A 20435-nucleotide genomic window follows, 5' to 3' on the forward strand; every position below is an offset into this window, starting at 1 on the left:
TTGTCTGTGCACGGCCGCGGCGGGTGTCGGCGGTCGGGGTTATCGTGGTCGAAGGCACTCAGAGAGGCGGATCAGTGGCTAATCGTGCAACCAGCCTGGCGCTTCGCGGCCCGTCGGCCTTTCGGCGGTGGTACGGATCCTTGCATCCGTCGCTCCAGTTGATCGGACTGCAACTGTGGCTCCCGCTCTTTTTCATCGTGATGTTCTGCCTCTGCTACGTGGCCGCCTTTCACGCGCCACACCCGCACGAGGTGCCGGTCGCCCTCGTCGATGCTCCGGCCGGGCTTCGGGCCGCCATCGAGAAGGCGCTACCCGGCGTACTCGACCTGCAGACGTACGCGTCAGTCGACAGTGCCCGGCAGGCCGTCCTCCACGGTCATGTCGCCATCGCGTTCGATGGGTCGACCGACACCGTCTATCGCGCCACCGCCCACCAGTACCAGGTCGCCGCGCTCATTCCGGCGACACTCGAGCCGATCTTCACAGCCCAGGGCATCACCATCACCTCGACCGACCTCGCGCCGCTTCCGGGGTGGGACGAATACGGCACGGTCTCGCTCTACCTCATGCTCTCGTGGTGCATCGGGGGCTACATGGTCGCGATGTTCATCGGCCTCATGGGCGCTCCGCTCCGCCACCGCACTCGCGTCGTCGTCATTCTGAGCGGCGGTGTGCTGATCTCGGCGATCACCAATACGCTCGCGGGGCCCGTTATCGGCGCAGTCCACGGGCACTTCGGCATGCTCTTCCTCATCGGCTGGGGCTGGATCGTCGCGATCGGCCTCGCGGTCAACGGCTTCAGCTACTTCGCGGGCCGGTTCATCGCGCTGCCCGCGATGGTCGTGTTCATCTTCTTGTCGATGCCCTCGTCGGGTGCGGCCTACCCGTCGTGGTTCATGCCGCAGCCGTTCGCCTGGCTCAATCATGTGGTCGTCGGCTCCGGCATCACCGAGATGCTCAAGCGCGAGCTCTACGACGTCGGGCCCGGCTTCGGCCGCGGGCTCACGATGATGCTGGCGTATGCCGTCGGCGGCGTCGTCCTGATGATCACCGGAAAGCAGTTCTGGGAGCGCCGGCGCATCCGCGCCATCCTGACGGGGAGCACCACGATGTTCCAAGACGCGCAGGCGGCGAACCGCGAGTTCTTGATCAGTGAACGCGACGAGGTGCTGGCCCGCCACGGCCTGTCGCGCAGCGACACCGGCACCATCGCGACCATTCCGGTCAACGAGCGCGTCGACTTCCAGGGCCCCGACGACTTCGATTCCGCTCACGGGTTCGACGATCCCTCGACGTCCGACCCCTTCCTGGGGTCCGTCACGGGGCTCGAGGCCGAGGCGCCCCGCACGCGGCCGGTGCAGGTGGCCGCCGGCGCTCGGCGCGAACCGCCCGTTCCCCCTACCGGCGACGGGGGCTCATCGGGCGGCGGCGTATCCTGAAGCGGTGACTCGCCTTCAGCTCCACCGCCTCTTCTTGGGGCTCGTCGTCCTGTTCATCGTGGGCGCTGTCGTGCTCTACGTGTTGTCGATCGTGCTCGCCTCCCGCGGCGGAGACACAGCGCGCCATTTCGACAGCTACGCGATCTTCGCCTTCATGGGCGCCGTGCTCTTCGGCATCATCGACTTCTTCGTGCGCCCGGTGATGCACGCCACGGCCGACGGCTCGCGCGACGTCGACACTCCGCTCAACGGGTAGCTGTCACTGTCTGGACGGGGCTCGGCGGTCGGGGCTCAGTGGTCGGGCTGGCCGCGAATTTGAGAGCGATCCCGGCTGAACGACCCCGCACGGCAGCAGCCCGTATGACTCGGACTGCAAATCGCTCGCAAAATGACCACGACGCCGACGGCGGCGATCACGATCGAGGAGATACCCGCCCTCGGGGCCGAGCCCTGTCGATCGCGGAAAAGTGCGCTCGCGAGTCGAGCAAACCGGCCAGGATCCGCGGATCCTCGTCGCCAATATGCGAGCGATCGCGACTACCAGACCCCACACGGCAGTAACTGGTGTGACTCGGTCGCCAAATCGCTCTCAAATGAGCATGGACCGGGGAGCGAAAACCTTTGGATGCCTGCAAAGGGGCCGGAAAGGTCAGATGTCGCGCTCGAGGTAGGGGGCGCTATCGATGATGAGGTTCGCACCGCGGACGTTGCGCGCGGCGACCTTGACGGCCTGACGGGCGAACATCGCAAGCACGCCCGCGACTCCTGCCCAGAAGATGAGGCGCCCTTCGGCACCGAGGAGGGCTCCGGCGATGACGGCAGTCCAGACGGCGGGCCACACGAGGGCTGCTACCCAGCCGACGGGGCGAGAGTCGCCGTTGTTGTTCTGAGGGGTACGGCGGTTGTCGCCCGGACGGCGGACACGGCGTGTCACCCGGCTATCGAAAACGGTCATGATGCTCCCTCAGCTGTGCTGATTTGTCACCCGACGGGTGGCAATACACCGAATCTACTGACTGATCAGATCGGGCGCGTCCCCCTTTCAAGGTGGCACCCATTCGGGGGAACAACCCTCAACTTACGCGGGTCCGAACCGAATCGGGCGGTGCGTAGAGACAGTTGCCAGGTCGGGGCCGAAGACGAACTCGCGCGAGACGTGTCCCCCATCGAGCACTTCGGGGAGCCACCGGCGAGCGTCGTCCCACATCTGATCGAGAGGCAGATCGGACACGTCGAACCACTCGGGGTCGAGCTCGTCACTGGGGGACGGATCACCGGTCCAGCGCGTCGCGACGAAGACCGTCGAACGCTGACTCCACGTCGGTCGGTGCGGAAAGAGATAGCGCAGGTCTCCGCGTCGATCGAGGTCGCTCTTCTCGACGATGACGCCCGACTCCTCCTCGATCTCACGGACGATCGCGTCGAGCTCGGTCTCCCCCGCCTCGAACTTGCCGCCGAGGCCGACGAAGAGACCCTTGCCGAGGCCGCGCTTCTTGCGACCTAGGAGAACCTGACGACGCCCGCCGACCTTGCGGCAGAGGTAGGCGACGCAGACGCGGAGGAGGTCGTCGGGCACCTGGGTGGCGGCAGTCATCCACCCATCGTGCCAGGCGTAGCATCGACGAATGGTCGAGAGAGACGTCCGCATCGATGGCTGAGGGCACCACCCCCGAGCGTCCCCGATTCGCCGGGGCGGGGCGCAGCCTCGAGGTACTCCGTGCCGAGGCCCACGACGAGCTGGCTACTCTGATCGAGCTCCGCTGCCGACAGGGCGAAGACCCGTGGGAGGTCATCCCCGACCTGCCGAGCGTCGACGAGCACGTCGTGATCTCGCTCCGGGCCGATGCGTTCGGGCATGCCGGATCAGGATCCCCGACCGGGCTCGGGCTCGACGCCGAATTGGAGTTTCTGCGCGAGATCGCCCTGTGGCATCCCCCGCTCAGCCGTGCCGTCTGGTCGCTCTCCTACAGACTCGAGACAGCATCCCGTCACTAGGCTTGTCGCATGGCCATTGCTGATCTGCCCGAAGCCCCCCGCGCACCGAAGAAGCCCGTCACACGCAGTCACCACGGCCGCGACTTCGTCGACGACTACGAGTGGCTCCGCGAGAAAGAAAGTCCCGAGGTCATCGCGCACCTCGAGGCCGAGAACGCGTTCACCGAGCTGACGACGCGACACCTAGAGGGGCTCCGCCAGACGATCTTCGACGAGATCAAGGGGCGCGTGCAAGAGACCGACCTCGGTGTCGCCACCCGCGAGGGGTCGTACTGGTACTACTCACGCACCGCCGAGGGCAAGCAGTACGGCATCCAGTGCCGGCTTCCGATCGACGGGCCCGACGACTGGACCCCGCCCACCATCGAAGCCGGGGTTCCGGCCGAAGGTGAGCAGGTCATCTTCGACGGCAACATCGAGGCCGAGGGCCACGACTTCTTCTCGCTCGGCAGCTTCGACGTCTCCCCCGACGGCCGACTCCTCGCGTTCGGCGTCGATCTCGAGGGTGACGAGCGCTACACCCTCAGGATCCGCGACCTCGTCACCGGAACCGACCTCCGAGACGAGATCCGCGAGACCGCACCCGGCGCCACTTTCGACGCGTCGGGCCGCTATCTCTTCTATCCGACGGTCGACGAGTCGTGGCGACCCGATACGATCTGGCGCCACGAGGTCGGCAGCACCGGCGACGACGTCAGCATCTTCCACGAGGCCGACGACCGCTACTGGATCGGCATCGGCCTGACCCGCAGCCATCAGTACCTGGTGATCGAGGCGGGCTCGAAGATCACGAGCGAGACGTGGATCCTCGACGCCTCCGACCCGACCGGCGAGTTCCGCGTCGTGTGGCCGCGCCGCGAGGGAATCGAGTACGAGGTCGACCACGCCATCGTCGACGGCAGCGACCGACTGCTCGTCTTGCACAACGAGGGCGCGGTCGGCTTCGAGCTGGTCGACGTTCCGGCCGACGATCCCGCCTCGACGACCGACCGCCGCGTGGTGCTCCCCCACCGGGCCGATCGTCGACTCGAGTCGGTCGACGCCTTCGCCGGTCACCTCCTGATCGACTTCCGCGCCGACGGTCTGTCCCAGATCGGCATCGTGCCCCTCCCCGGCGATAACAGCGGATTCGGCGCCCTGGAGGTGCTCGAATTCGACGAAGCCCTCTTCACGGCCGGTTGGGCGGGCAACCCGGAGTTCACCCAGGCGACCGCACGCTACGTCCTGTCGTCGTTCGTCACCCCGACGACGATCGCCGACCTCGAGGTCGCGACGGGCGAGCGTCGGATCCTGAAGCAGCAGGTGGTGCTCGGCGACTACGACGCCGCCGACTACGAGCAGAGCCGCGAGTGGGCGACGGCCGCCGACGGCACCCGCGTGCCGATCTCGCTGGTGTGGAAGCGCGATGCGGTGACGCTCGGCACTCCGTCGCCCGTGCATCTCTACGGCTACGGCTCGTACGAGCACAGCATCGACCCCGCCTTCAGCGTCGCGCGCCTGTCGCTGCTCGACCGCGGCGTCGTGTTCGCAGTCGCACACGTGCGCGGTGGCGGGGAGATGGGTCGCGAATGGTACGAGAACGGCAAGACGCTGACCAAGCGCAACACCTTCACCGACTTCGTCGCGGTCGCCGACCACCTCATCGCCGAGGGGCGGACCACGCCGGCCCAGCTCGTCGCCGAGGGCGGAAGCGCCGGCGGCCTGCTCATGGGCGCGGTGGCGAACCTGGCGCCGGATCGCTTCGCCGCGATCCTCGCCGCCGTTCCCTTCGTCGACGCCCTGACATCGATCCTCGACCCCGACCTGCCGCTGACCGTGATCGAGTGGGACGAATGGGGCGACCCGCTCCACGACCCCGAGGTCTACGACTACATGGCGACGTACACGCCCTACGAGAACGTCGCCGACGATGCCTCCGGCTACCCGAAGATCCTGGCGGTGACGAGCCTCAACGACACCCGCGTGCTCTATGTGGAGCCCGCGAAGTGGGTCGCGCGCCTGCGCGACGCAGGAGCGCCCGCGTCGATGAAGATCGAGATGCAGGCCGGGCACGGCGGCGTCTCGGGCCGGTACGAGTCGTGGCGCGAGCGAGCGTTCGAGATCGCGTGGCTGCTCGAGGTGCTGGGGCTGGCGGGCGATGTGTCTGCCACGGACGCGGCGGTGTCTTCCGCGTCCACTTCGTCTGGGAGCTGATGCCCGACTGGGTCGCCCTCCTCCGGGGCATCAACGTCGGCACCGCGAAGCGCGTGCCGATGGCGGCCCTGCGCCAGGTGTTCGTCGATGCGGGGTATGCCGAGGTCGCGACACTCCTGAACAGCGGGAATGTGGTGTTTGGCGCTGCGGGAGAGCCGGATCCTGCGCTTCTCCGACGGGGTGTGCGAGAGGCCACCGGTGTCGACTGCGAGCTGATGGTCGTGTCGGCCGGGGCGTTCCGCGCGGTCGCCGAGGCGAACCCGCTGCGAGCCGAGGGCAGGCCCGGCAATCGGATCGCGGTGTCGTTTCCGGCCGGGGTGATCGACGTCTCGGTCGGGCGTCCCGCTGCGAGCGAGTTGGCGCCCGAGGAGCTCGTCGTCACCGCCTCGGCGGTCTACCAGTGGCTGCCGGACGGCGTGCTCGCGACGAAGGTGCCGCCCGCCTGGTGGCGCTCGCTCGGAGTGGCGGTGACAGCTCGCAACGATGCCACCGTGCAGAAGATCGTGGCGCTGCTCGACGGTCGCGCCTCTCGATGAGGTGCGCCTGAAATCAGGTGTGGGCCTCCTCAAAGCATGCTTTTCGGCGGCCAGCGCGAGTAACTCAGGCTCGGCCTCGTCCTGTCGCCCTGAGACAAGGATTTCGGCAGGAGTGCTCCTAAATTCAGAAGTCTCATCGCGCCGGCCGACTCTTGTCGCTCCTGAGTTCAGGGCCGCCAACGCTCGACTCAGGAACTCGTTCGCACATCGCGCGCAAATCAGGCCTCAAGCTTCAAGAGCCGCCTGACCTCAGGAGCGCTGCTGTGGGTTTCCCGAACTCGGGAGCGGCACCGGCCCGCCATCCTCTACAACTTCTCGGCGAGCTTGGGCAGGCGGCGCAGGGCGCGATCGCGGCGGGCGAGGGCCAGAGCCGTCAGCACGCCGTACCCGAACGTGTCTTCGCCCGCCCACCGGGCGACATCAGCCGCCGCTCGGTAGCGCTCAGAAGCCGCGTGCGCGTCGAGCGCGTCGCCCAGGGCATCCTGCAGGGCATGCGCGGCTTTGGGGCTGACACTCCCCTTCAGCGTCGCCCCGCGCTGAGCATCGATCGCGTAGCGCAACCGCCGGGCGGCCTTCCGTGCCCGGTGCAGGAGCTCCGCGTCGAACTCGCCGCTCTCTCCGTAGGCATCGGCGGCCGCGACCGCTCGGCGGCGGGCCCGCTTCGACTCCTTCGCGATCTTCAGGGCGGCGAACTTCGACGCCGACTTGTCGGCCGAGTCGCCCGTGATCGACTCGATACCACCCGGCCCGATGAGTGCGTCGAGCCGGTCGAGCGTCTCGAAGTACGAGACATCGTTCAGGATCCGACCCAGGTCACGCCCGGCCTCCGCCCCGAGTTCGCCGAGGGATGCCCGCAATCGAGCGAGGGTGTCGTGCGTCACCAGGCCCTCCGGCGCATCAGTGAGGTCGAGGGCCAGTTGCTGCTCGGCCACCTCGATGTCGCGGGCGACCCCGGCTGCCGCACTAACGGGGGCGAGGGCCGCGTCGAGGGCGGACGCGGTCTCGGGGTCGATGATTCCTGAATAGACCCGGAGGAGGCCCCGGAGCCGACGCACGGTCACCCGGAAGCGATGCACCGCATCGTCGGCGCCATCGCGCGCCGGAGGGTCGAGTAGCTCGAGGTCGTCGACGAGAGCCGCCATCTGGACGAGAAGGAACTCACCGGCCGACGACGGGGCCAGAACAGCGCCGTCGTCACCCGGCAGGGCGATCGCCTTTGTGCCGGGCAGGGAGTCGCCGAGGCCTCGTGCCAGCTTCGACTTCGACGCCGACACGCTCGCCCCGGCGCTCTCGAGCACGCCGCCGACCGCGTCGAGCACCGCTTCACCGTCGGAACGGCCGACGCCGGGCGCGAGCTCGACCTCCCATTCGCGCCAGGAGCGGATTGCGGCCGTGTCGGGGTTCGTGGCCGTTACCTCGTCGTCGGCGACCTCGCCGAGTGGGTCGCCGTCGATGTCGAGCAGGGTCGTCACGGTGCGACGCGTCTCGAGCACCAGCACCGGGTGGAGAGGCCGTCTGCGCAGAATCACCTCGACCGCAGACCGGAGCTCCGCGGGCAGCGGCTCGTCGGCGGCCGCGCCGAGGGGAGCGTGCAGTTCGTGCCGTGCCGGGGTGGCTGTCGGCCCGGCGTCTCGTGAGGCGGGCAGCTTCACGTGCCATCCGGCGTCGTGCCCGCCCTCGCGGCGGCGCAGTGTGATGCGATTCGCCAGCAGGAGGTACTCCGCCGTGTCGAAGTAGACCGCCCGCAGCGTGAAGGCCTCCTCAGTGGTCGTGGTCGCCACCGGGCCGACGCCCGCAAGCTCCGGCACCCGGGTCTCGCGGTCGACGTCGTACTTGCGCTCGATCTCCAGCTGCCGCTTCATGCCCCCCTGTCTATCGGATGCGGGTGACAAACGTCGAGGCACCCGGCGTAGTCTGCTGAAATGGACGCTGTCGCCCCCTCACTTGCCGGATGGATGGCGCGCCAGCGCTGGTACGCCACGAAAGGCCGCCTGCCCAAGATCCGAGTCATCGGCAGCATGGAGTCGATGGTCGACGACGCTCTGGTGATGACGCTCCTCGTGATCGACGAGGCTCCCGACGTTCCGGTGCTGTACCAGGTGCCCGTCGTCGCAAGGCCGACCCCGCTCTCGGGAGGCGACCACGCCTTCATCGGGTCGAGCGACGGCCTCTATCTCTACGACGGTCCGCACGACCCCGCATACACTCACGAGTTGCTCCGCAACCTGGTCGAGCGGCGCCGGGTAGACGGCTCCGACCTTCACGCCGAGGGGCATCTCGTCACGGATCCTGGTCGCGTCGTCCGCACCAAGGTGCTCGAGGGCGAGCAGTCGAACACGTCGATCATCTACGACGTCCAAGACGGTCCGGTCGACCGGGTTATCACGAAGGTCTTCCGCGTGCTGCACCACGGTGACAACCCCGATGTGACCTCGCAGGCGGCATTGACGCACGGTGGCTCGTCGCGGGTGCCGGAGTCACTCGGCTATCTCACGGCGAGCTGGCCCGACCCGGGTCGCGAGGGCGGCGAGGCGAACGGGCACCTCGCCTTCGCTCAGGAGTTCCTTTCAGGATCCGAGGACGCCTGGCGCGTCGCTCTCGACGCGGCCCGCAGCGGCGTCGACTTCACCGACTCGGCGCGCGCCCTCGGCGAGGCCGTCGCCGAGGTCCACGCCACTCTCGCCTCCGAGCTCGGCACGGTTGTCGCCGGCCCCGACGAGATCGACGCGGCACTCTTCAGCATGCGCCGCCGCATCACGACCGCAGCGCGCGAGGTACCGGCGATCGCGGAATACGAGGGTGCGATCAACGCCGTGTACGACGCGGTGGGGGCGCTCGACTGGCCGTCGCTCCAGCGCATCCACGGCGACCTCCACCTCGGGCAGGCGCTGCAGTCGCCGACGCGAGGCTGGGTGCTGCTCGACTTCGAGGGCGAGCCGCTCCGGCCGATGCCCGAGCGGTCGAGGCCCGATGTGACCCTGCGCGATGTGGCCGGGATGCTGCGGTCGTTCGACTACGTCGCCGGATCCTTGGCTCAGGAGCAACCCGCGGTCGACGCATCGGAGTGGTCGCACGCGGCACGCCGGGCCTTTATCGACGGCTACGTCGCCGCCTCGGGCATCGACGTGCGCGCGCAGCGCACCCTCCTCGACGCGTTTGAGATCGACAAGGCCGTGTACGAGGCGATCTACGAATCGCGCAACCGGCCCGGCTGGATCGGGATCCCGCTGGGTGCGGTCGGGCGGCTCGTCTCTCGGAGTGCGCGTGCCGTTCAGTAGCGGCCTCGCTCCTATGGCGGCGTTTGCAAATTTGAAGGAGATCCGGCGGCTGCTGTGGCCCGGATCCGCATGAACACGTCACGCGGCGCCGGTTTTTCCTTCAAATTTGCAAGCGCTCGCCCGCTCGCTCGCCGGACGGCCCGACCTACGGCCGGGGCACGTTCCGCAGGTTCGACCGGGCCATCGCCACTGCTTCGCCCGCCCCACCGTTCATCACGATCTTCGACATCGCCAGGGCGAAGCCCTTCACCTGCGCTCCGGTGATCGTCGGCGGCAGAGACAGCGCCCGCGGGTCAGTGACGATGTCGACGAGTGCGGGGCCGTCGTGCTCGAAAGCGGCCTCGAGTGCATCGTGGAGGTCGCGCGGATCCTCGACCCGGACAGCGTGGATGCCGAGAGCCCGGGCGACGGCCGCGTAGTCGGTCGACGGCACGTCGACGCCGAAGTCGGGGAAGCCGGCGACGAGCATCTCGACCTTGACGAGCCCGAGTGTCGAGTTGTTGAAGACGACGATCTTGACGGGGACCTTGTAGGCGGCGACGGTGACGAGCTCCCCCAGCAGCATCGATAGCCCGCCGTCGCCCGACATCGAGACGATCTGCCGGCCCGGGTAGGCGAACGACGCGCCGACCGCCTGCGGGAGGGCGTTGGCCATCGAGCCGTGCAGGTACGAGCCGATGATCCGACGGCGTCCGTTGGGCGTGATGTAGCGGGCGCTCCACACGTTCGACATGCCGGTGTCGGCGGTGAAGATCGCGTCGTCGGAGGCGATCTCGTCGAGGACGCTCGCGGCGTATTCGGGGTGGATCGGCACGATCTTCGTCGCGTCTTTCGTGTACGAGCCGACGACGCCGTTCATCAGGCGTTCGTGCTTCTTCAGCAGCCCGTCTAAGAACTTCCGGTTCTTCTTCGGCTTGAGAAGCGGCAGCAGCGCGCGGATCGTCGGCCCGACCTCGGCGTGCACGGGCAGGTGAACGTCGACTCGGCGACCGATGTTCGCCGCGTCGGCATCGACCTGGGCGACCTTGACCTTGTCACCGTCGGGCAAGAACTGGTCGTACGGGAAGTCGGTGCCGAGCATCACCATCACGTCGGCATCGTGGATTCCGGCGTGAGCGGCTCCGTAGCCGAGCAGGCCGGTCATGCCGACGTCGAACGGGTTGTCGTACTGGATGACGTCTTTGCCGCGCATCGAGTGCCCGACCGGCGCCTTGAGCACGTCGGCGAGTCGGATCACGGCATCGTGCTCGCCGATTGCTCCGGCGCCCACGAACAGCGCAACGGTCTTCGCCTCGTTGAGTGCGTCGGCGAGATTCTGCAGGTCGTCGCGATTGGGCTCGAGCGTCGGCGGTTTCGTCGCGACGTACGCGGGCACGTGGCCGGCCGCCTCGAACTCGGCGATATCGCCCGGCAGGGTGATCACGCTGACGCCGTTGCCGGCCAGCGTGTGTCGGATCGCGCTGGCGACGACACGGGGCGCCTGCTCGGCCGTCGAGATCATCTCGGAGTAGCCCGAGCACTCGGTGAACAGGCGGTCCGGGTGCGTCTCCTGGAAGTACGACATGCCGATCTGGTTCGCCGGAATGTGGCTCGCGATCGCGAGCACCGGTCCGCCCGAACGGTGGGCGTCGTAGAGCCCGTTGATGAGATGCAGATTGCCCGGACCGCAGGATCCGGCACACACCGCGAGCTGCCCCGTGAGCTGGGCCTCCGCCGACGCCATGAACGCGGCGGCCTCCTCGTGCCGCACGTGGATCCAGTCGATCCCACCCTTTGCCGACCCACCCGTCCGGCGCACCGCGTCGACCACCGGGTTCAAGCTGTCGCCGACGATCCCGTAGATTCGACGCACACCCGCCTCGACGAGTTGCGCGATGAGCTGGTCGGCGATGGTCTGCGGCATGGATGTGCCCTTTCGTCGGAAGTCGGTGGTGTCTCGTCCACTCAACTCCTCGGATCCTTTGCTGTCGATCCTCGCGTTGTCAGATGCCCGGCGTATTCTTCTCGACATGACCACCATCGACGCGACTTATGTGCCCGAGGCGGGCACCATCACGATGTTCTCGACCGGCTGGTGCGGCTACTGCGCACGGCTCAAGCAGCAGCTGACCAAAGACGGCATCGCCTACACCGACATCAACATCGAAGAGACGCCCGGCACCGCCGAGATCGTCGAGCAGGTCAACAACGGCAACCAGACCGTGCCGACCGTGATCTTCCCCGACGGTTCGTCGGCGACCAACCCGTCGCTGGCCGAGGTCAAGTCGCGCCTGTAGGCGTTCTCGCCCCGGCGACAAGCTAGCTGTAGTCGTCGGGGTGGTCGGTGCCGAGGGTCCGGTAGGGCTTGCGCGACTTCTTGAGTTCGGGCTCCGGTTCGCCCTCGGGCCTCATAGCAATAGGTGCCGTCGTCCGGCCGAGCAGTGCCAGAAACATGGGCAGGTTGACGGCAAAGAAAAGAAATCCGACGAAACCACCGAATGCGCCGATGACTCTGCCTCCAGAGTCGATCATTAATCCCGTGGCTGCGGCAAGGTACGCAGCGAAAAGCATCGGGCCCGGCCACAGAGTCAGAATGACTCGACAAACGCCTTCGCGAGAGCCACCTGCCCGCTCCGCCGCGACTATGCGGTCGTTGACCGAGACGTTTGGCTCACGCCCGGCTCGGTAGGCCGCCAGGATCTCCCTATCGATCTCCGGCGTGACACCCCGCATGACCCCGTATTTCTGACTCTCGGTGATCGCCGGCCGCCAGCGGAACAGCTCAATCCACGTTGCGATGGCTGCCGCGCCAGGCCGACGGCGAACGACACCAGGATCCGCGCCCCCTCGGTCTCGAACCCGGGCACGAGCGCGTGAAACAACGCCGCACCACCCATCCCGAGCACCACCACCGTCGTGACGAGGGTTCGGCGTCGCCGTGGCGTGACAACCTCGCGCGCGTACGGGGCGAAAAGCCGCCACCCCTCGCGGAGATCGTGCCCGAGCGCCATCGTCAGCCTGCGGAAGGGGCGAAGAACTCGATGGCGTTACCGTCGGGATCCTTGACGTTCAAGACTGTTCCGTAGGAGGCTTCGACGAGGTCGCCGTCGATTCCGGCATCGGCGAGGCGGTTCTTCAGGGCCATGACTCGGCCCCGGCTCGGCACGGCGAAGCTCACGTGGTCGAGCCCCGGGTGTCGGGGGTCGAAGCGGTCGGCGTCGCCCTTGACGGTGTACTCGGTCACACCGAACACCTGGCCCTCGCCGACCGGGAAGATCTTGCGGACGAAATCGTCGGTCACCAGCTCACCCGCCGGCTCGGTTTCGAACACCGAGGTGAAGAACGGCAGGCTCTTCTCAAGGTCGGTCACCGTCAGGGCGACGTGGGCGTATCCGTTGAATTCGGGCATGTTCGGGTTGCTCGCTTTCGTGCGACGATCGTTGTCTGGCCCCGAGCTAACACCCCGGGTGCTGGGCGAGTTCTGCACAGCTGTCCCCCTCGCCCCCTGCTCGGCGGCGGCCGTCGGCAGTCTGGTGCGATGTCTCTTGCTCCTGGCCCCGAGCTTCTCGTTCACTCGTCTTCATCAGAATCCGACGAGCGGCTTGCGCGCGCCAGAGGCGAACTCGTGCGACTCGTCCCGGGCCGCTACGTCCGGGCCCAGCACTGGCGCGTGTTCGACGATCGCGAACGCTACCTCATGCTCTCGTTCGCGGCACTGTCAGCCCTGCGCTGCGACGCCGTACTCTCGCACGCAAGCGCGGCAGCGTTCTGGGGCCTGCCTCGCTTGGGTCCGTGGCCGTCGCGCGCCCAAGTGACAGTTCCCGCCGCCACGACCTCCACCGCGAATCGCTGGGCCTACAAGCATGCAAGCACGCTCTCCGACGACGAGACCCTCGAGTTCGCGGGGTTCCGAGTCACGTCACCCGCACGCACAGGAGTGGATCTCGCTCTGGTCTCGTCGTTTCGCCAGTCAGTCGTGGCACTCGACCACGGCCTGCACGTCGGACTCTTCGATCAGAATGAGCTTCTCGATCTCAGCACCCATCGGTCTGCAGTTCGAGGCGGGGTTCGGGCGAAGCGGGCCATCGCATTTGCCGACGCGCGAGCCGATCGACCCGGCGAGTCGCTCAGCCGCGTCGTGATCCACGAAGGAGGCTTCGAAGAGCCCGAATTGCAGAAGCACTTCCCTAACCCAACCGGTCCCGACGCCTACGGCGATTTCTGGTGGCGAGGGTGCCGCCGAGTCGGCGAGTTCGACGGCGAGGTGAAGTACCGCGATGCGCGCATGAGATCGGGAAGGTCACCGGAGCAGGTCGTGATCGACGAGAAGAACCGAGAGAACTGGCTTGCTCGTCAGCCGGGAGTGAACGGTGTGGTGCGCTGGGACTGGCGGACCGTAGTGACGCCGGGTGCCCTTGCGCGTCTGTTGCTGGAGGCGGGGGTGCCGCAGGTTCGTAGTCGCGTTTCGCGGGTTTAGTCGCGGAATAACGCGACTAAACCTGCGAAACGCGACTAGACCCGAGGGGCGCAGCGCGGCGCTAGCGACGACGCTGCGGCGCAGCCTTCCGCGCCGACGGAGACGCCGAGAGCGCCTCGGTCAGCAGCGCGACGAGGGCGCCGAGCTGGATGTCGGACGACGCCACGATCTCGGAGTCGTCGCCGTCGAGGGCGCGGGCCGCGAGGCCGGCCTTCGAGTCGATGAGCTCGGCGATCTTGGTGTCGATCGTCTGGGCGGCAATGACGCGCCAGGCGGTGACGGGCTCCTCCTGGCCGATGCGGTGCACGCGGTCGATGGCCTGAGTCTGCTCGGCGTCGGTCCAGGAGAGCTCGGCGAGCACCACGTTGGAGGCGACCTGGAGGTTGAGGCCGACGCCCGCCGCGGTGAGCGAGCAGACGACGATCGAGACGGAGGGATCGTTGACGAACGCGTCGATGTTCTTCTGGCGGACGCTCGGCGTCTGGTCGCCGCGGATCGACGCGAACTTGATGTCGCGCTTGGCGAACGTCTCGGAGGCGGTGTCCATCACGTCGATGTGCTTCGCGAAGAACACCACCTTGCCGACGTTGCGGGCCAGCTGCGCCGTGTAGTCGGCGGCGAGGCCGGCCTTGGCCTGGCCGATGCGGCGGACCATGCTGAACACGTTCTCGCCGGTCTTGGCGCCGTCGCCGTCTTCGAGCTCCCACTTGGCGACCTGGCGCACCAGGTCGTGGTCGATGCCCTCGACGCGCACTCCGGAGGTGCGGGTGGCGAGAGCCGTCTGGTAGCGGGTGACGAGCTTCTTGGCGAGCTCGCGCTCGGCCTCGCGGATGGAGCGGCCCACCTCGTCGTCGAGCTCGACGGGGAGGTCGGCGATACGGCGGGCGGGGATGTCGGCCGCGACGTCGACCTTGCGGCGGCGGACGATGCCGAGATCGATCACCGAGGAGCGCGCCGAAGCGAAGAATCCGGGCTCGGCCGGGGTGAGGCCGGTCTCTTCGAGGGCCTCCATCAGCTCGGGGCCGGGCTTCTTGTCGTCGATCCAGCCGAGGAACTGCCAGATCGCGCGGAAGTCTTCGATGTCGTTGATGAGGGGCGTGCCGGTCAGCGCCATGAGGAGAGGATGAGCGGTGCGGGCGCGGATCCTCGAGGCGAGCTGGAGCACGTTGCGCGAACGCTGCGAGTCTTTGTTTTTGATGAAGTGCGCCTCGTCGACGACCATGCCGCGGAACCCGAGGTCGCCGAGCCAGCCGACGTGGCGGTCGAGCACTTCGTAGTTGACGATGACGATGTCGGCGAAGCCGTCGATGGTGTCGCCGTCGCCGTGGATGACAGTGGCGGTGCGATGGGGCGTCCACAGCCCGACCTCGCGGGCCCAGTTCGTCTTGACGACGTTGGGCACCACGACGAGCAAAGGGTAGGCGTCGGCGGCCTGCGCGGCGAGCAGCGACTGCGCGGTCTTGCCGAGGCCGGGCTCGTCGGCGAGGAGGAACGTGCGGTGGCCCTCGGCCGCGGCCTGCACGACCTGCGCCTGGTGACGCATCATCTCGGTACCGCCGGGGGCGCGGAGGGTGGAGGGCTCGGGGAGCTCCATGCACGCGGAGGCCCCGCCGGCACCGTACTCGAACGACTTAAAGAGCGGACCGAAGAGCTCCCAGTTGGCCAGGCGGCGCGGGTGCACCTCTTTGACCTCGGCGAGCGCGAAGTCGGGCGCGAGGAACGGGTTGGCGAGCTGCCGGGAGACGATCGACTGCGGCACGACCTGGCGCTCGGTGGCGACGCGCGCGACCGGTGCCTCGGTGGTGATGATCAGGTCGTCGGGGCTGAGCTCGACGCCGGCGGCGATGAGCATGTCGCGTTTAAGCGACTTGGCCGTGTCGGAGACCACGGCCTCCTCGGCGAGGAGGGCGATGAGGGACGTGTCGCGGGCCGCGGCCTTGGCGAGGATCGTCGCGACGCCGTCGAGCCGCTTGAGCTGCTCGGCTCGGTCGGCGTCGGTGACCGTCTTGTCGGCTTTGACGCGGGCGCGCTCCTCGCGCATGAGCAGCGCGACGACCTGGAACTTCGTGCGGACCGAGGGCTTGACGGGGCCGCGCTGGGCGGCGGCCTCGACCTCGCGCACGGCCTTCGCCAGCACCGGAATGATGCCGTCGTTGTCGAGATCGCGGACGCGACGGTGGTTCGAACGGGAGACGGTTCGAGTACCGCCGGACTGGCGCTGGCCTGGTCGAGCCAAGGCTCCTCCTAATGGCAACCCGCGGTTCAGTGGCCGGGGTGTGGTGTCGGCAGACGGCAGAAATGCCGATGCGGACGATGTCGAGGGACTGCTTCGGGACCGGCATTCGGTGACGACCCCGGGTGTGCGGAGGACGGGAGAAGGAGACCCCCGTCGGACTCGCATCCGGATCGGATGCGGTGACCACGCGACGCTTGCGTCGCGACCCGCTTGCACTGCATCAGACGAACGACGGCGCTGATAGCGGCCCCTCGCGACTCGGTGCAGGGCACAGTTTACGCCCGCGACGCCGCCGGTTTCCACCACGGCCCTCCTCGGGCGTGTCAGGCATCTCGGCGCCGCAGGCCCCGAGTCGTCGGCCCCTCGATGACGGTGCCGTCCGGGCGGAACCTCGACCCGTGCAGCGGGCAGTCCCAGGTGAGCTCCTGGTCGTTCCAGGCGACCACCCCGCCGAGGTGCGGGCACACTGCCGAGAGCGAGCAGGTCTCTCCATCCACGGTGGAGCGAGCGACGGGCGCGAGTGCCTCGGATCCTACGCGACCGCGCCCCTCGGGCGGTGTCTCACCCGGCCGCAGAGGATTGGTGAGAGCCCTCGTCCAGCCGCGGGCGAACCACCAGGCGACCGCAAGATTCTCGCCGAGGCCGGCCCCGATCGCGACGGGGGTGGTGACGCGGTGATGGATGGTCTTCATCCAGTCGGAGTTGTCTCCGACGACGTCAGAGACCAGCATGCGTGCCGCCGAGATCGCGTTCGTTATGCCCCACGAGTCGTAGCCGGTCGCGAGGTAGATGCGGCCTCGGCCTCGCGGCAGGTAGCCGACGAAGGGCACGCCGTGCGGGGTGGCGTAATCCTGCCCGCTCCACACGCGACGGATGCGCGCGGTGGGCCAGTGCATACCCGCCCAGTCGTGGAGGTCGCGGGCGAGGACGGCCTCCGAGGCTGCTCGCCCCACCCCGTGCTCGTTGCCGGCCACGAGCAGCTGACCGCGGTGGCTCCGCACCGACCGCCCGGGGTCGTCGACCAAGGTGTACATGGCCTCGGGCAGATCGCTCTCGGGCACGTCGGAGAGGATGAGCCCGAGCGACCGGCGCGGCGAGAGCTTGGCGAAGTAGAGGCCGCGATCGAGGATCGGCGCCCCCGTCGTGAGGTGCACTCGCTCGGAGCGGACCTCGCCGAGCTCCGTGTGCGTCGTCGCCGGGTCGCCCGCGTGCACTCCCGTCACGCGCACGTTCTCGACGACCACTCCCCCGAGCGCCCGCACATCGGCGGTGAGGGCGGCGAGAAGCTCGAGCGAGTCGACCTGCGCCTGGTCGCGAAGCCGGACCGCCCCGATGGTCGCGAACGGCACGTCGAGATCCACCGTCTTGACGAGGTCGAGGCCGGCCGCGCGACCGACGAGGTACTCCCCGTCGACCCGGGCGAGCCCGCGTCGCGTCGTCGCGAAAGTGAATGCGTCGCGGCGCTCCAGATCGACTCCAGCTTCGTCGGCGTAGTCGATGAGCCAGTCGAAGGCCTCGCGATTGCCTTGCACGGACGCGTCGACGACGCCCTGATAGGTGCGCCGGTGGATCTTCTGCAGCTGCGCTCCGTGCAGCAGGCTCACCGTGGCGGCCGAGCTGCCCGCGACGAGCCCTCCGATGTGCCCCGCCTCCAGCACGGCGACGGTGTGCCCACGACGGGCGAACAGCAGGGCCGTCACCAACCCCGTCAACCCGCCGCCCACGATCACGTCGTCGAACGTGGCCAGCGGCTCGAACTCGTCGGTGGGGATGGAGCGGACCGTGTCGAGCCGGGGCGGGGTCATTGGTCCTCCGAGAGGGTCAGGGGTGCAGGTGCACCGTGCCCACGCTAGGCCCGTCGAGAGCGGCCGGTTCGGCGTGTTCGGCCGGACGGGGCCAGAGCGCCCCCTCGGCCGCGTCGATCAGCTGCAGCGCTTTCTCGCGGCCGACCGGTGTTCCGAGGGTCGCCTGGCCGCCGGCGTGGGCCAGAAGCTGCGACGCGATGGTCGGCGGGAGCCGATCGGCCCACTCCGGGTGAAGGGCGACCCACTCGTCGGCGACGGCGTCGGCGATCTTCTCGCAGGCGCGGGCCTCGGCCTGATCGCCGTTGCCCCGGTGCCACTGGGCGGTGACGACGAGGTGCGCGACGAGGGCGCCGGCATCGCGCGCAGGATGCCCGAGCCCTGCCGTGTCAATGTCGAGGAGGCCGGTGACGACGCCGACATCGACCACGTCGACGAAGAGCTGCTCGAGGTGCAGGTCGCCGTGAACGACCCGCAGTTCTCCCTTCGGCCAGCGGCTGACGCGCGCCTCGATCTCGTCATAGATGCCGTGGATCATCGACGCCCGGTCGGGGAGCGACTCGGTCAGGCTGCGCCGGTGCCAGGAGCCGTTCTCGAGGGCATCCGCCTGCGCGTGCTGGGTGAGACCCACCCGCGAGACGGCTTCGGCGAGCGCCACGACCCCCGACACGAAGCCGGTGCTCGCGGCGAGGCCGAGCACGCGCGTGCCGGCGGGAACGCCCGCGACCCTCTGCAGCACGAGCAGTCCATCGGCCTGAGCGGCGATCACGATCGGCACCGGCAGCCCCGCTCGGGCGAAAGCTTGGTGCTGCGCGGCGATCGGCTCGGCCCGCGTCGGCCGCACCACCTTGATGAACAGGGTCGCCTCGGGGCTCTCGACTTTGATCACGGCGCGCTTACCCGGGCGGTAGGCGGCGACGGTCAGTGTCGGTGAGCTGATGGGGACCCCGATCCGGGCCAAGAGATCGACGACCCGGTCGGGGTAGGTGACGCTCGCGAGAGCGGGGAGCGCAGGATCCGACGGGTAGGCCCACACACGCACCGGCGAGCCGGTCGCGGGGTCGCTCACGACGCTGCCTCCCTCGCGCGCGCCGGCTTCGACGGAGGCGGGGTCGGTGTCGATGAAGGTCAGGACGGTCGACGACGTGCCGTCGGCGTCGAGGGTGTCGACCTCGTACCCGAAGAGGTAACCGCCGCCCGAGGGCTCGACCGAGTGCGGACGGAACGACAGCACTCGCGCCCCGCTGCCGCGGAAGGCCGCGGGCAGAATATCGGCGGAATTGGGCCACACACCGTCAGTCAACTAGTTTCCCGACAGTTCGTCACGGATACGGGCGGATGCGGCGCGCCGCGGCCATACCGTCCGGCCGTACCCTTGACCCCGTGGCCCCCACCCCGAGCAGACTCGTCGCGCGGCTCCGCCAGCCGTCGAGACTGCCGCTGCTGCAGGTGGTCAAGACGTCTCTCGCCGTGGTGGTCTCCTGGATCCTCTGCTTTGTGCTCCTCGACCAGGCGCTGCCGATCTTCGGCGCGATCGCCGCGCTGCTGGTCGTGCAGCCGAGCATCAACCAGTCGTTCGGCCGTGGCCTCGAACGGAGCGCGGGCGTCGTGATGGGCGTCGCGCTCGCCTACGGGGTCGGTGCCCTCTTCGGTCACGACCAGACCTGGATCGTGCTGGTCGCGGTGATCCTGGCGCTGCTGGTGGCCTGGGTGGTGCGGCTCACTCCGACGTCGTCGACCCAGGTACCCATCTCGGCGATGCTCGTGCTGTCGGTCGGCGTCGTCACTCCGGGCTACGCGTTCGATCGCATCATCGAGACGGTGATCGGCGCCGTGATCGCGCTTCTGGTCAACGCACTCATCGTGCCGCCGGTGCTGCTCGGCCCCGCGCACCTCGCGCTCGGGCGGCTCGCTCGCGACCTGGGAGCGGCTCTCGACTCGCTGGCCTCGGCTCTTGAGACGCCGACCTCCCGCGTCGACCTCGATGAGGCACTGACCCGCGCCCGTGCGCTGCGTGACCTGCAGGCTCGGGCGGCAGCGGGGGTCACCACGGGCGAGGAGAGCCTCACTCTCAACCCGCGGGCGAAGCGGCAGCGGCGGATCCTCGAGGCCGATCGCGCCCTGCTCGGCACCCTCTCGAACCTGGTGCACCGTGTGGTCGCCATGACCCGGTCGCTGCGCGACAACTACGACCCCGACCTGGTCGACGACGACGTGGTGGCCGGGATCGCCGATGAGCTGAGGCGGGCCGCCCATGACGTGCGACTGCTGGTGCACGAGCGAGAAGAGAACGCGGCCTCAGGATCCGGCGGCACCGCGCCCGAGAGCGAGCTGCCGGCGCTGACCGCCCCGCTCAGGGTTCTGGCACCCGACCCCGAGCACTGGATCCTGATCGGGTCTCTGCTCGAAGACCTGCGGCGGGTGCGCGAGGAGCTCGTCGGCGAGAAGTAGCGGCGTGCGGGCGGGCCGTCAGCCTACGAGCTGGGCCATTCCGTGTCGA

At 68.5% G+C, this 20435-nt stretch carries 18 protein-coding genes; 9 read left to right on the top strand and 9 right to left on the bottom strand.

Annotated elements, in window-relative coordinates; all coding sequences use genetic code 11:
• Window positions 1-74: 74 nt before the first annotated feature.
• Both EDF39_RS09110 and EDF39_RS09115 read left to right on the top strand, forming a co-directional pair.
• On the top strand, window positions 75-1439 hold the full coding sequence (locus EDF39_RS09110) for an ABC transporter permease (RefSeq protein ID WP_123942508.1): 1365 nt from the start codon (window positions 75-77) through the stop codon (window positions 1437-1439).
• Between the two features lie 4 nt (window positions 1440-1443).
• Window positions 1444-1695, top strand: coding sequence for a hypothetical protein (locus tag EDF39_RS09115; RefSeq protein WP_055962622.1), 252 nt, complete (start codon window positions 1444-1446; stop codon window positions 1693-1695).
• Window positions 1696-2088: 393 nt separating this feature from the next.
• On the opposite strand, the gene EDF39_RS09120 is transcribed toward EDF39_RS09115, so the two are convergent.
• Complete coding sequence (locus EDF39_RS09120) at window positions 2089-2394, bottom strand: hypothetical protein (protein ID WP_123942510.1); 306 nt, start codon at window positions 2392-2394, stop codon at window positions 2089-2091.
• A gap of 123 nt (window positions 2395-2517) precedes the next feature.
• Window positions 2518-3033, bottom strand: a complete 516-nt coding sequence (locus EDF39_RS09125) for an 8-oxo-dGTP diphosphatase (protein WP_158613198.1) — start codon at window positions 3031-3033, stop codon at window positions 2518-2520.
• Between the two features lie 56 nt (window positions 3034-3089).
• On the opposite strand from EDF39_RS09125, the gene EDF39_RS09130 reads away from it, so the two are divergent.
• The 3 genes from EDF39_RS09130 to EDF39_RS09140 are packed head-to-tail and all read left to right on the top strand — an operon-like array spanning window position 3090 to window position 6163.
• Complete coding sequence (locus EDF39_RS09130) at window positions 3090-3434, top strand: hypothetical protein (protein WP_123942514.1); 345 nt, start codon at window positions 3090-3092, stop codon at window positions 3432-3434.
• 9 nt (window positions 3435-3443) lie between these two features.
• Window positions 3444-5627, top strand: a complete 2184-nt coding sequence (locus EDF39_RS09135) for a S9 family peptidase (protein WP_123942516.1) — start codon at window positions 3444-3446, stop codon at window positions 5625-5627.
• Complete coding sequence (locus EDF39_RS09140) at window positions 5627-6163, top strand: DUF1697 domain-containing protein (RefSeq protein WP_123942517.1); 537 nt, start codon at window positions 5627-5629, stop codon at window positions 6161-6163. Before EDF39_RS09135 ends, EDF39_RS09140 begins: the two co-directional genes overlap by 1 nt.
• Window positions 6164-6468: 305 nt before the next feature.
• On the opposite strand, the gene EDF39_RS09145 is transcribed toward EDF39_RS09140, so the two are convergent.
• On the bottom strand, window positions 6469-8025 hold the full coding sequence (locus tag EDF39_RS09145) for a CYTH and CHAD domain-containing protein (RefSeq protein ID WP_123942519.1): 1557 nt from the start codon (window positions 8023-8025) through the stop codon (window positions 6469-6471).
• A 60-nt stretch (window positions 8026-8085) separates the two neighbouring features.
• On the opposite strand from EDF39_RS09145, the gene EDF39_RS09150 reads away from it, so the two are divergent.
• Window positions 8086-9441 (top strand): phosphotransferase, encoded by a 1356-nt coding sequence (locus tag EDF39_RS09150; RefSeq protein WP_123942520.1) that lies wholly within the window; start codon window positions 8086-8088, stop codon window positions 9439-9441.
• 145 nt (window positions 9442-9586) lie between these two features.
• Here the strand turns inward: EDF39_RS09150 and EDF39_RS09155 are convergent, their stop codons facing one another.
• A complete protein-coding gene (locus EDF39_RS09155; RefSeq protein WP_055962646.1) occupies window positions 9587-11344 on the bottom strand; it encodes a pyruvate dehydrogenase in 1758 nt (585 codons plus the stop codon).
• 106 nt (window positions 11345-11450) lie between these two features.
• Here EDF39_RS09155 and EDF39_RS09160 point away from each other — a divergent pair, with 106 nt between their 5' ends.
• Entirely contained in the window at window positions 11451-11717 is a 267-nt protein-coding gene (locus EDF39_RS09160) for a mycoredoxin (RefSeq protein ID WP_055963893.1), read from the top strand.
• Window positions 11718-11739: 22 nt separating this feature from the next.
• On the opposite strand, the gene EDF39_RS09165 is transcribed toward EDF39_RS09160, so the two are convergent.
• A complete protein-coding gene (locus tag EDF39_RS09165) occupies window positions 11740-11952 on the bottom strand; it encodes a hypothetical protein (protein ID WP_123942522.1) in 213 nt (70 codons plus the stop codon).
• A gap of 481 nt (window positions 11953-12433) precedes the next feature.
• Complete coding sequence (locus EDF39_RS09170) at window positions 12434-12829, bottom strand: VOC family protein (protein WP_123942524.1); 396 nt, start codon at window positions 12827-12829, stop codon at window positions 12434-12436.
• Between the two features lie 129 nt (window positions 12830-12958).
• Here EDF39_RS09170 and EDF39_RS09175 point away from each other — a divergent pair, with 129 nt between their 5' ends.
• Complete coding sequence (locus tag EDF39_RS09175; RefSeq protein WP_123942526.1) at window positions 12959-13897, top strand: hypothetical protein; 939 nt, start codon at window positions 12959-12961, stop codon at window positions 13895-13897.
• A gap of 61 nt (window positions 13898-13958) precedes the next feature.
• On the opposite strand, the gene EDF39_RS09180 is transcribed toward EDF39_RS09175, so the two are convergent.
• From EDF39_RS09180 to EDF39_RS09190, 3 genes are all read right to left on the bottom strand, one after another.
• Complete coding sequence (locus EDF39_RS09180; protein ID WP_123942528.1) at window positions 13959-16133, bottom strand: DEAD/DEAH box helicase; 2175 nt, start codon at window positions 16131-16133, stop codon at window positions 13959-13961.
• Window positions 16134-16456: 323 nt separating this feature from the next.
• Complete coding sequence (locus EDF39_RS09185) at window positions 16457-17938, bottom strand: FAD-dependent oxidoreductase (protein ID WP_123942530.1); 1482 nt, start codon at window positions 17936-17938, stop codon at window positions 16457-16459.
• Between the two features lie 16 nt (window positions 17939-17954).
• Complete coding sequence (locus EDF39_RS09190; RefSeq protein WP_158613199.1) at window positions 17955-19226, bottom strand: phosphotransferase; 1272 nt, start codon at window positions 19224-19226, stop codon at window positions 17955-17957.
• Window positions 19227-19318: 92 nt separating this feature from the next.
• On the opposite strand from EDF39_RS09190, the gene EDF39_RS09195 reads away from it, so the two are divergent.
• Window positions 19319-20386 carry an aromatic acid exporter family protein gene (locus EDF39_RS09195; protein ID WP_233573098.1) on the top strand — a complete coding sequence of 356 codons (1068 nt, stop codon included), beginning with the start codon at window positions 19319-19321 and terminating at the stop codon, window positions 20384-20386.
• The last annotated feature ends 49 nt before the right edge of the window (window positions 20387-20435 follow it).

This window comes from Frondihabitans sp. PhB161, from assembly GCF_003814635.1.
In the GTDB taxonomy this organism is placed as follows: Bacteria; Actinomycetota; Actinomycetes; order Actinomycetales; family Microbacteriaceae; genus Frondihabitans.